The following is an 11,846-nucleotide window of genomic DNA, read 5'->3' as shown; positions in this document are numbered from 1 at the left end:
CACCGCGCAGGCCCTGGCCGCGGCCGCGGCCCGTCGTGCCGACCACCGGGCAGCTGGTCGGGCGCACTTCCTGCGCGGCAACGTCGCCCTGGCCGCCACCCGCCTGGAGGAGGCGGAGGCGGCCTCCCGGCTGGCGGTGGCCGCCTCCCGCTCGGCGGGCGACACGGTGATCCTGCGCCAGGCGCTGAACGACCTCGGCCTGGTCTGCCAGTTCCTCAGCCGCTACGACGAGGCCGTGGAGCACTACGACGAGGCGCTGTCGCTGGCCCGCGAACTCGGCCACCGCTCCGGGGCGCTGGTGACGACGGTCAACGCCGCGCTGGCCCGGGTGCGCAGCGGGCGGGCCGCCGAGGCGGTACCGATCTGCCACGAGGTGCTGGCCGAGCTGCGGACCCGGCACGACGATCCGGGCCGGGCGTACACGCTGTACGTGCTGGGGCTGGCGCTGCACGGGCTGGAGCGGCACGAGGAGGCGGTCACCTGGTTCGGCGAGTGCCTGGCGGTGGCCTCGGCGGCCGGTCTGCGGGCCCGGGCCGCGCACGCCCGCTACCGGATGGCGGACAGTCTGCGGTCGCTGGGCCGGACGGACGAGGCCCTGGAGCACGCCGGGCAGGCGCTGGAGCTGTGCGAGGAGCTGGGTGCGGAGCGGGACCAGGGCCACGCGCTGGTGGTGCTGGGCCGGACACTGGCCGACCTCGGGCGCGAGGCCGAGGCGTACGGCCGGCTGCGGGAGGCCCATCGGATCTTCCTCCGGCTGGGGCTGCCGGAGGCGCGGGAGGTGGCGCGGCTGCTGCCCCGGGGGGAGGGTCCGGCCGCCAAGGCCCCGTCGGTCCCGGATGGGTGGCGGGCCGCTGACCGGTTGTCCTCGGGCTGCTGAGGAATCGATCCTGCTGCCGGTTCCGGCGTGCTCAGGAGCCGGTGCTGTTCCAGTCGCCGGTGCCGCCGGTCGCGGTGGGGGTCGGGGTGGGCGTCGGCGTCGCGTCGCCGCTCACCACCGTCGCCGCGCCGGCGTCGGCAGCCTCCGCCACGGCGACCGTGGCGGACAGGCCGGTGCCCAGGGCGACGACCACCCCGAGGCCGACCGTGAACATCCGCAGGCGGGTGCGGGCGGTGGCCGGACGCTGCGTCATCTCTGGTACTCCCTTGACTCGCTTCCCCGGTGGGAAGGGGTTCCGTCGTGGTGTGGCACCAGTCTGGCCGGGGGCGTTCAACGGCCGATCTACAGCCGAGCACCGGTGGTCAACGGTGCTCGGCGCCGCCCGCTCAGGGCGCCGAACGGATCTCCAGGGTGCAGCACTTCACGCTGCCGCCGCCCTTGAGCAGCTCGCTGAGGTCCATCCCGATCGGCCGGAAGCCGCGCTCGCGCAACCGCGCGGCCAGCCCGACGGCCGCCTCCGGCAGCACCACGTGCAGGCCGTCGCTCACCGCGTTGAGGCCGAACACCGCCGCGTCGGTGCCGTCCACCGGCAGGGCGTCCGGGAACAGCCGGCGCAGGACGGCACGGCTGCCGGCCGAGAAGGCCTCCGGGTTGTACATGATCTCGTCGCCGTCGAGCACGGCGAGCGCGGTGTCCAGGTGGTAGTAGCGCGGGTCGACCAGCTCCAGGCCGACCACGGGCCGCCCGAAGAACTCCTGGGCCTCCGCGTGCCCGTCGGCCACGCTGCGAAAGCCCCGCCCGGCCAGCACGAAGCCCGCGGTCAGCAGCAGGTCCCCCTCGCCCTCGTTGACGTGCTCCGGATCGCGCGTCTCGAAGCCCCTGGCGCGGAACCACTCCAGGTAGGCCGGGCCCTCGGCGGCCCGCTCGGCGTTGCGGAAGCGCGCGCCGAGCACCTTGCCGTCCACCACGGTGGCGCCGTTGGCCGCGTACACCATGTCGGGCAGGCCGGGCAGCGGGTCGATCAGGTCGACCCGGTGGCCGAGCTCGCCGTAGAGGGCGTACAGCCGCTCCCACTGGGCGACCGCGAGGTCGGTGTCCACCGGCTTGGCGGGGTCCATCCACGGGTTGATCGCGTACGTGACGTCGAAGTGGGTCGGACGGCACATCAGGTAGTGGCGCGGGCGGGCGGTGCGGGTCATCGGGGTCCTCCGGGGTGGGGGCGGGTCGGGAGGCGGCGCGGGCAAGGCGGTGCGGTCAGGCGGCGGGGGCCGACGGCCGGGTCGGGAAGTCGCGCAGGCCGCGCAGCGGACTGGCCAGCAGCACCCCGCCGGCCGAGAGCAGCACGCCCGCCATCAGCCAGATGGTGCTGCGGGCACCGATCACCTCGCCGAGGTAGCCGCCGAGCAGGGCGCCCACGGGGATCGCGCTGTAGTTGAGGGTCGCGGAGCTGGCCCGGATCCGGCCGATCATCTCGGGCGGGCAGTAGGCCTGGGAGAAGCTGCCGGCCAGGACGTTACCCGCCACCACGCCGCAGACCGCGACCGCCCAGGCGAGCGCGCTGACCACGAGCGGCAGCCGCTCGCCCGCCAACGGCAGCAGCAGGATGAAGGGCGCGACCACCAGCTCGCAGACCAGCAGCCCGCGTGCGGTGCCCAGCCGGCGGGCGATCCGCCCGGCCAGCACCGCACCGGCCAGCCCGCCGACGCTCACCAGCGCGAACACCGCGCCCACCTCGCCCGGTTCGATCCCCACGCTGCGCACCAGGAAGACCGTCTGCACCGCCTGGATGCCGTTCAGTCCCAGGTTGCCGACCGCCGCGAAGCAGGCCAGCGTGCGCAGGTAGGGATCGCGCAGCAGGAACCGGACGCCCTCGCCGATCTCGCGCGGGATGCCGCGCCGCTCGGACACCGGCGGGGGGCGTTCCTCCGTCCTGATCCGCCGCAGGCAGAGCGCCGACACCAGGTAGGTGAGCGAGTCCGCGAGCATCCCGCTGGCGGCGCCGAAGGCCTGCGCGAGCAGACCGGCCACGCCCGGGCCGGCGATGTCCGCCGCCGAGGCCCCGGAGCGCAGCTTGACGTTGGCCTCCAGCAGGTCGGCCTTCGCCACCAGGGTGGGCAGTACCGCCCCGTAGGCGGTGGAGAAGAACACCTTCACCGCCCCGGTCAGCAGGGCCACCACCACCAGCTGGGCGAGGGAGAGCGCCCCCAGCCAGGCGGCCACCGGGACGCTGCCGAAGAGGACGAGCAGCAGCAGGTCGCAGACCAGCATCACCCGCAGCCGGGGCCAGCGGTCCACCCAGGCACCGGCCGGCAGGCCGAGGAACAGCCAGGGCAGCCAGGCGGCGGCGTTGATCACGCCCACCGCGAAGGGGCCGGCGCCCAGGGTGACCACGGCCACCAGGGACAGCGCCACGCTCCCGACGGCCGTGCCGAGGGTGCTGGTGGTCTCACCGATCCAGAGCCTGCGGAAGTCCCCCTGGGCCCACAGGCCCCACCGGCTGCGCGGCCGCTGCGGCGGCGCCGGTGACTCGATCGGGACGGTGGTGGTCATCGCGGGTCACGCTCCAAGCTTCTCGGCCAGCACGGCGGCGATCCGTGCGAGGGGTTCCGGCTGGGTCAGCTCGCCGTGGGCGCAGGCGAGCCGGTGGCTCTCGATCCGGCCGTCCAGGTACGGCCGCCAGGCCTGCTCGTACGGCCAGTCGGCGGGCTTGCCGGTGGTCGCCCCGAAGAAGACGGCGTCCCCCTGGTAGCGGTCGGGCACGTGCTCGGCCATCAGCTTGCGGTGCCGGTCGAAGACCTCCGGCAGCACGGCCACGGCCTGCCCGAGCACGGCCCGCAGATCGGCGAGGCCCCGTCCGTCGGCCGGGTCGTAGCCGAGCGAGTGCAGCAACTCCGCGAGGGTGTCGGCGGCTTCGACGGGCGGGGCGTCGGCGCTGCGGGCCGCCGGGGCGCCGTCGAGCAGGGCCAGCAGGCCGACCTCGGCGCCCTCGGCCCGCAGCCGCACGGCCATCTCCTGCGCGACCACCGCGCCGAAGGACCACCCCAGCAGGTGGTACGGGCCGTCGGGACGCACCGCACGGATCTGCCGCACGTAGTCCTCGGCGATCTCGGCGACGCTCGCCGGTGCGTCGCCGCGCAGGCCCCGGGCCTGGAGGCCGTACACCGGCTGCTCGGGGCCGAGGTGGCGCAGCAGCCCGGAGTAGACCCAGCTGATGCCGGCCGCCGGGTGGACGCAGAACAGCGGGGCCCGGTCGCCGCCGGCGCGCAGCGGCAGCAGGACGTCCAGCGCGTCGGCCGCCGGGCCGTGGTCGAGCCGTCGGGCGAGCCCGGCGACGGTGGGTGCCTCGAACAGCGCCCGCATGCCGGGGTCCACGCCGAGGGCGGTGCGGACCCGGGCGAGAAGCTTCATGGCGAGCAGGGAGTGGCCGCCGAGGTCGAAGAAGTCGTCGTCGATGCCGACGCCCTCCAGGCCGAGGGTCTCGGCGAACAGCGCGCAGAGGAGCTCCTCCTGCGGCGTCCGGGCGGCGCGGCCGCCGGCGAGCCGTCCGAAGTCCGGTGCGGGCAGCGCCGTCCGGTCGAGCTTGCCGCTGCCGGTGAGGGGCAGCGCGTCCAGCGGGACGACGGCGGCGGGCAGCATGTAGCCGGGCAGGTGGCCGGCGGCGAAGGCGCGCAGTTCGACGGGGTCGAGCGGGCCGTCGGTGACCACGTACGCGACCAGGCGCAGCCCGCCCCCGTCGGGCAGGACGGCGGCCTGGAGCACCTGCGGGTGGAGCGTCAGCACGTGCTCGATCTCGCCGAGTTCGATGCGGAAGCCGCGGATCTTCACCTGGTGGTCGGTGCGGCCCAGGTACTCCACGCCGCCGTCGCGGGTGCGGCGCACCAGGTCCCCGGTGCGGTACATCCTTTCCCCCGGCGCGTACGGGCAGGCGACGAAGCGCTCCGCAGTCAGGCCCGGACGGCCCAGGTAGCCGCGGGCCAGACCGGCGCCGGCCAGGTACAACTCCCCCGGCACACCCGCCGGGACGGGGTTGAGGTACTCGTCCAGCACGTACGCCCGCACGCCGGCGATCGGACCGCCGAGCCCCGGGCGCTCCGCGGCGTCGACGGGCCGGCCGAGGGTGTAGACGGTGGCCTCGGTCGGACCGTACAGGTTGTGGGCGGCGGTGCCCGGCGCCTCGCGCAGGGCGGTCCAGAGCTGCTGCCCGACGGCCTCGCCGCCGAGCACCAGCACCGACGGAGCGGCCTCCTCCAGCAGGCCCTCCGCGAGGAGTTGCTCGGCGTAGGAGGGGGTGACGTCCATGGCACCGATGCCCGCCGCGCGCACGTGCCGGACCAGGGCGGCCGGGTCGCGGCGCAGTTCGTCGCCGATCAGGTGCAGTTCGTGCCCGGCGAACATCCAGAGCAGGCTCTGAAGTGATCCGTCGAAGGACAGCGAGGCGGTGAGCGCGACCCGCAGTCGGCCGTGAGCGGCCTCGGCGGTGGCGATCAGCCGGCCGCGGTGGGCGGCCAGCAGGGCGGCGACGGCGCCGTGCGGCACCACGACGCCCTTGGGGCGGCCGGTGGAGCCCGAGGTGTAGATCAGGTAGGCGGCGTGGTCGGCCGAGGCGCGCGGCGCCGGGTCGGTGTCCGGTCCGGTCGCCTCGGCGACGTCCAGGGCGGGCACGCCGGCCAGCGCCTCGGGCTTCGGCCACCGGCTGTCGGTGAGGACCAGGGCGGGGGCCGCGTCGGCGAGGGTGTCGGCGGTGCGCTCGGCCGGGTGGTCGGCGTCCAGCGGCAGGTAGGCGCCACCGGCCTTGAGGACGGCCAGGATCGCGATGACGCTCTCGGCCGAGCGCGGCAGGGCGAGGGCGACCACCGATTCGGGGCCGACGCCCTCCCCGATCAGGTGGTGGGCGAGCCGGTTGGCCCGGGCGTTCAGCCCGGCGAAGGTCAGCACGGTGTCACCGCAGACCAGGGCCGGGGCCTGCGGGCTGCGGGCGGCCTGGGCCTCGAAGACGGCGGGCAGCAGCGGGACTTCGTCCGGCAGGGCGCCACCGGCGGTCGGGAGCGCGGCGCGCTCCTGGGCCGACAGCAGCTCGATCCGGCCGATCGGCAGCTCGGGCCGGGCGGCCACCGCCGCCAGCAGCCGGCCGAAGCGGACGGCGATGGCCTCGACCGTCTCCCGGTCGAAGAGGTCGGTGGCGAAGTCGATCGCGCACTCCAGGCCTGCGGGCGCGCCGTCCGCGTCGAAGGACTCGCCGAGGCCCACGCTCAGGTCGAACTTGGCGACCGTCCCGGCGGAGGACTCCACGGAGGCGTCCAGGCCGGCCGGGGCGAGCGGCGCGCAGTCGCCCTGGCCCTCCAGCAGCAGTGCCACCTGGAAGAGCGGGTGACGGGCCAGCGAGCGGGCCGGGTTCAGCTCCTCCACCAGGCGCTCGAAGGGCACGTCCTGGTGGGCGTGGGCGTCGAGTTGGGTCTCCCGGACGCGGGCCAGCAGCTCGGTGAAGCTCGGGTTGCCGGACGTGTCGGTGCGCAGCACCAGGGTGTTGACGAAGAAGCCGACCAGGTCGTCCAGCGCCTCGTCGCAGCGCCCGGCCACCACCGAGCCGATCGGGATGTCGGTGCCCGCGCCGAGGCGGGTGAGCAGCGCGGCGAGGGCCGCCTGCACCGTCATGAACATCGTCACCCGGTGCTCGCGCGACAACTCGCCGAGCGCGCCGTGGAGTTCCGCGCCGTAGGGCACGACGACCCGCTCGCCGCGGTGGGAGGCGGCCGCGCGACGCGGCCGGTCGACGGGCAGTGACAGCTCCTCGGGCAGGCCGGCCAGCGCCTCGCGCCAGTGGGCGAGTTGGCGGGAGAGCAGGCTCTCCCCGTCCTCCTCCTCGCCGAGCAGCTCGCGCTGCCAGAGCGCGTAGTCGGCGTACTGGACGGGCAGCGGCGCCCACTGCGGGGCCGCGCCGCCGGTGCGGGCCGCGTAGGCCGTGGCGAGGTCGCGCAGCAGCGGGCCCATCGACCAGCCGTCCCCGGCGATGTGGTGCAGGACGAGGGCGAGCAGGTGCTCCCCGGGCCCGGCCGGGATGACGTGGGCGCGGACGGGGAGGTCGGCGGCCAGGTCGAAGGGGCGGGCCGTGCAGCTCGCCGGATCGGTGCCGGGCGGCAGCAGCTCGACCCGGACGCGGGCCCGCTCGGCGGGCAGGATCCGCTGGTACGGGGTGCCGTCCTCCTCGGCGATCAGCGTGCGCAGGCTCTCGTGCCGGGCCACCACGTCGCCGAGGGCGAGCTCCAGCGCGACGGTGTCCAACTCCCCCGCCACGCGCAGGACGAGCGGCAGGTTGTAGAGGGCGCTGGGGCCTTCCATCCGGTCGATCAGCCACAGGCGCTGCTGGGCGAAGGACAGCGGCACCCGCTCCGGGCGCTCACCTCCCGCGCTCAGCGCCAGCCGCTGCGAACCGGCACCCAACCGGACGGCCAGCCCCGCCACACTCGGCGCCTCGAACACGTCCCGGATGCCCAACTCCGCACCCAGCGCCGCCCGCACCCGGCTGAGCAGCTTGGTGGCCAGCAGCGAGTGACCGCCCAGGTCGAAGAAGTCGTCGTCGATCCCGACCGCCTCCAGGCCGAGCACCTCCGCGAACAGCCCGCACAGGATCTCCTCCTGCGGGGAGCGCGCCGCACGACCGGCGGACAGCGCACCGAAGTCCGGTTCGGGGAGCGCCCGGTGGTCGACCTTGCCGCTGCCCGTCAGGGGCAGGGTGTCGAGCAGGACGACGGCGGCCGGCACCATGTAGCCGGGCAGCGACTCGGCGGCGAACCGCCGCAGCTCGACGCCGAGTTCGGGCGACTCCTGACCCACGGTGCAGTGGGCGACCAGTCGCCGGTCGCCGGTGTCGCTCTCGCGGACGGTGACCACGGCCTGCCGGACGGCGGGGTGGCGGGCCAGCACCTGCTCGATCTCGCCGAGTTCGATGCGGAAGCCGCGGATCTTCACCTGGTGGTCGGTGCGGCCCAGGTACTCCACGCCGCCGTCGCGGGTGCGGCGCACCAGGTCCCCGGTGCGGTACATCCTCACGCCCGCCTCGAAGGGGCAGGCCACGAAGCGCTCCGCCGTCAGGCCCGGACGGCCCAGGTAGCCACGGGCCAGACCGGCGCCGGCCAGGTACAACTCCCCCGGCACACCCGCCGGGACGGGGTTGAGGTACTCGTCCAGCACGTACGCCCGCACGCCGGCGATCGGACCGCCGAGCCCCGGGCGCTCCACCGCGTCGAACGGCTGGGTCAGCGCGTAGACGGTGGCCTCGGTCGGACCGTAGAAGTTGTGGCCCGCGGTGTCGGGGTGCTCCCGCAGCCGCTGCCACAGTGCCTGGCCGACGGCCTCGCCGCCGAGCAGCAGGAGGCGCGGCGCGGGTGCGTCCAGCAGCCCCTCCTCGATCAGCTGCTCGGTGTAGGACGGGGTGATGTGCAGGGCGTCGATGCCGGCGGCGGCCGTGTGGCGGACCAGCGCCGCCGGGTCGCGGCGCAGCTCGTCGCCGATCAGGTGCAGCTCGTGCCCGGCGAACATCCAGAGCACGGGCTCCAGGGAGGCGTCGAAGCAGAGTGAGGCGGTGAGCGCGATCCGCTGCCGGCCGTGGGCCTCCTCGGTGCCCCGGATCAGGGTGGCACGGTGGGCGGCCAGCAGCGCGGCGACGGCGCCGTGCGGCACCACGACGCCCTTGGGGCGGCCGGTGGAGCCCGAGGTGTAGATGACGTAGGCGGCGTCGCCCGGGTCGAGGGCGCACCACCCCGGGTCGGGCGCGCTGCCCTCGGAGTTCTCGGAGTTCTCGGAGTCCTCGGAGTCCTCGGACGGCGAGGCGACGTCCAGGGTGCGCAGGCCGGCCAGCACCTCCGGCAGCGGCCAGCGGTCGTCGGTCAGGGCGAGCGCCGGGCGGGCGTCGGCGAGCATGTGGGCGGTGCGCTCGGCCGGGTACTCGGCGTCCAGCGGCAGGTAGGCGCCGCCGGCCTTGTGCACGGCGAGCATGGCCACCACCGTCTCCGCCGAGCGCGGCAGGGCGAGGGCGACCACCGACTCCGGACCGGCGCCCGCGGCCCGCAGGCGGTGGGCCAGCCGGTTGGCGCGGCTGTTCAGCTCGGCGAAGGTCAGCCGGGTGTCGCCGCAGACCAGGGCGACGGCCTCCGGGGTGCGGGCGGCCTGGGCCGCGAAGGCGGCGGGCAGCAGCGGGACTTCGGCCGGCAGGGCGCCACCGGCGGTCGGGAGCGCGGCACGCTCCTGGGCCGACAGCAGCTCGATCCGGCCGATCGGCAGCTCGGGCCGGGCGGCCACCGCCGCCAGCAGCCGAGCGAACCGTACGGCGACGGCCTCGACGGTCTCCCGGTCGAAGAGGTCGGTGGCGTAGTCGAGGGCGCAGTCGATCCCGGCGGGCTCGCCGTCGGGGCCGAAGGATTCCTCGGCGATCAGGCTGAGGTCGAACTTGGCGGAGCCGGTGCCCGCCGTGAGGGGCTCGATGTGCAGGCCCGCCGTGTCCGGCTCGGCCTGCTCGTTGCTCTGGAGCACCAGCATGACCTGGAACAGCGGGTGGCGGGCGAGCGAGCGGGCGGGCCTGAGCTCCTCCACCAGGCGCTCGAAGGGCACGTCCTGGTGGGCGTAGGCGCCGAGGGCGGTCTCCCGGGCCCGGCCGAGCAGCTCGGCGAAGCTCGGGGAGCCGGTAGGGGTATCCCCAGCGGAGCGAGGGGAAGTGTCGGTGCGCAGCACCAGGGTGTTGACGAAGAAGCCGACCAGGTCGTCCAGCGACTCGTCGCAGCGCCCGGCCACCACCGAGCCGATCGGGATGTCGGTGCCCGCGCCGAGGCGGGTGAGCAGCGCGGCGAGGGCCGCCTGCACCGTCATGAACATCGTCACCCGGTGCTCGCGCGACAACTCGCCGAGCGCGCCGTGGAGTTCCGCGCCGAGGGTGAGCGCCACCCGGTCGCCGCGGTGGGAGGCGACGGGCGGGCGGGGGCGGTCCAGCGGCAGCGTCGCCTCGTCCGGGAGATCGGCCAGGGTCTCGCGCCAGTGGGCGAGTTGGCGGGCCGCCAGGCTCTCGGGGTCGGTCTCCTCGCCGAGCAGCTCGCGCTGCCAGAGCGCGTAGTCGGCGTACTGGACGGGCAGCGGCGCCCAGCCGGGGGTGGTGCCCCCGGCGCGGGCCGCGTAGGCGCCGGTGAGGTCGCGGACCAGCGGGCCGAGGGACCAGCCGTCGCTGGCGATGTGGTGCAGTGCCAGGATCAGGACGTGCTCCTCGGCCGAGACCCTCAACAGGGCTGCGCGGAGGGGGAGTTCGGTACGCAGGTCGAAGGCGTGGCGGCACAGCCCGGCCACCGTGGCGGCCACCTCGTCGGCGGGGCAGTCCCGGGTGTCGAGCGGGACCACGGCCTGCTCGGCCGGCAGGACGCGCTGGTACGGGGTGCCGTCCTCCTCGGCGATCAGCGTGCGCAGGCTCTCGTGTCGGGTCACCACGTCACCGAGGGCGAGCTCCAGCGCGGCGGCGTCCAGCTCCCCCGTCAGGCGCAGCGCCAGCGGCGCGTTGTAGAGGGCGCTGGGGCCTTCCATCCGGTCGATCAGCCACAGGCGCTGCTGGGCGAAGGACAGCGGCACCCGCTCCGGGCGCTCGCCTCCCGTGCTCAGCGCCGCTCGCTGCGAACCGGCGCCCAGCCGGACGGCCAGCCCCGCCACACTCGGCGCCTCGAACACGTCCCGGATGCCCAACTCCGCACCCAGCGCCGCCCGCACCCGACTGAGCAGCTTGGTGGCCAGCAACGAGTGACCGCCCAGGTCGAAGAAGTCATCGTCGATCCCGACCGCCTCCAGGCCGAGCACCTCCGCGAACAGCCCGCACAGGATCTCCTCCTGCGGGGAGCGCGCCGCACGACCGGCGGACAGCGCACCGAAGTCCGGTGCCGGGAGGGCGGACCGGTCCAGCTTGCCGTTGGCGTTCAGCGGCAGCGCGTCCAGCGGCACGATCGCGGCCGGCAGCATGTAGCCGGGCAGCGTCCGGGCGGCGTTGGCGCGCAGCTCGGCCGGGTCGAGCGGGCCGTCGGTGACCACGTACGCGACCAGGCGCAGCCCGCCCCCGTCGGGCAGGACGGCGGCCTGGAGCACCTGCGGGTGGGCGGTCAGGGCGCGCTCGATCTCGCCGAGTTCGATGCGGAAGCCGCGGATCTTCACCTGGTGGTCGGTGCGGCCGAGGTACTCCAGCTCCCCGTCTCGGGTGCGGCGCACCAGGTCCCCGGTGCGGTACATCCTCTCCCCCGGCGCGTACGGGCAGGCGACGAAGCGCTCCGCCGTCAGACCGGGACGGTCCAGGTAGCCGCGGGCCAGACCGGCGCCGGCCAGGTACAGCTCCCCCGGCACACCGGCCGGGACGGGGTTGAGGTACTCGTCGAGGACGTGGCAGCGGGTGCCGGCGACGGTGCGGCCGAGCACGGGCCGCCCGGTGGCCTCCAGCGGGTGGGTCAGGGCGTCGACGGTGCACTCCGTCGGCCCGTAGAGGTTGTGGGCGGCGGTGTGGGGCGCCTCGCGCAGCCGCGTCCAGAGCGCCTGGCCGACGGCCTCGCCGCCGAGCAGCACCAGGGCCGGCGCGGGCTCCTCCAGCAGGCCCTCCTCGACCAGCTGCTCGGCGTAGGAGGGTGTCACCTCCAGGACGCCGATCCCCTGCTCGCGCACGTGGCCGACCAGGGCCCGGGCGTCGCGGCGCACGTCGCCGCCGATCAGGTGCAGCTCGTGCCCGGCGACCAGCCACAGCAGGCCGTCCCAGGAGGCGTCGAAGCAGAGCGAGGCGGTGAGCGCGACCCGCTGCCGGGCGACCCCGGCCATCACACCCGTGCGGTGGGCGGCCAGCAGCGCGGCGATGCCGCCGTGCGGCACCACGACGCCCTTGGGGCGGCCGGTGGAGCCGGAGGTGAAGATGACGTAGGCGGCGTCGGCCGCGCCGGCCCGCGGCGCCGGGTTCGTCGCCGGGCCG

5 protein-coding genes are annotated in these 11,846 nt (G+C 75.5%); 1 reads left to right on the top strand and 4 read right to left on the bottom strand.

The genetic code is table 11. From position 1 onward, the window contains the following. The coding region (locus tag KS423_RS25075; RefSeq protein WP_224282019.1) for a tetratricopeptide repeat protein at nt 1-877 on the top strand (877 nt) is incomplete at its 5' end. A gap of 31 nt (nt 878-908) precedes the next feature. Here the strand turns inward: KS423_RS25075 and KS423_RS25070 are convergent. From KS423_RS25070 to KS423_RS25055, 4 genes are all read right to left on the bottom strand, one after another. After that, nucleotides 909-1,130, bottom strand: a complete 222-nt coding sequence (locus tag KS423_RS25070; protein WP_224282018.1) for a hypothetical protein — start codon at nt 1,128-1,130, stop codon at nt 909-911. Nucleotides 1,131-1,263: 133 nt separating this feature from the next. Continuing rightward, a complete protein-coding gene (ddaH, locus tag KS423_RS25065) occupies nt 1,264-2,076 on the bottom strand; it encodes a dimethylargininase (protein ID WP_224282017.1) in 813 nt (270 codons plus the stop codon). A 55-nt stretch (nt 2,077-2,131) separates the two neighbouring features. Further along, nucleotides 2,132-3,427, bottom strand: a complete 1,296-nt coding sequence (locus tag KS423_RS25060; protein WP_224282016.1) for an MFS transporter — start codon at nt 3,425-3,427, stop codon at nt 2,132-2,134. Between the two features lie 6 nt (nt 3,428-3,433). Further along, on the bottom strand, nt 3,434-11,846 hold an 8,413-nt coding region (locus tag KS423_RS25055), incomplete at its 5' end, for a non-ribosomal peptide synthetase (RefSeq protein WP_263455213.1).

The organism is Streptomyces sp. LS1784 (assembly GCF_020103755.1).
Lineage (GTDB): Bacteria > Actinomycetota > Actinomycetes > Streptomycetales > Streptomycetaceae > Kitasatospora.
This window is presented reverse-complemented; position numbering and strand designations above follow the sequence as displayed.

What these genes read in the sequence shown, in the direction of transcription:
- KS423_RS25070 (WP_224282018.1), bottom strand. Translation starts at nt 1,130, where the DNA reads ATGACGCAGCGTCCGGCCACCGCCCGCACCCGCCTGCGGATGTTCACG.
- ddaH (WP_224282017.1), bottom strand. Translation starts at nt 2,076, where the DNA reads ATGACCCGCACCGCCCGCCCGCGCCACTACCTGATGTGCCGTCCGACC.
- KS423_RS25060 (WP_224282016.1), bottom strand. Translation starts at nt 3,427, where the DNA reads ATGACCACCACCGTCCCGATCGAGTCACCGGCGCCGCCGCAGCGGCCG.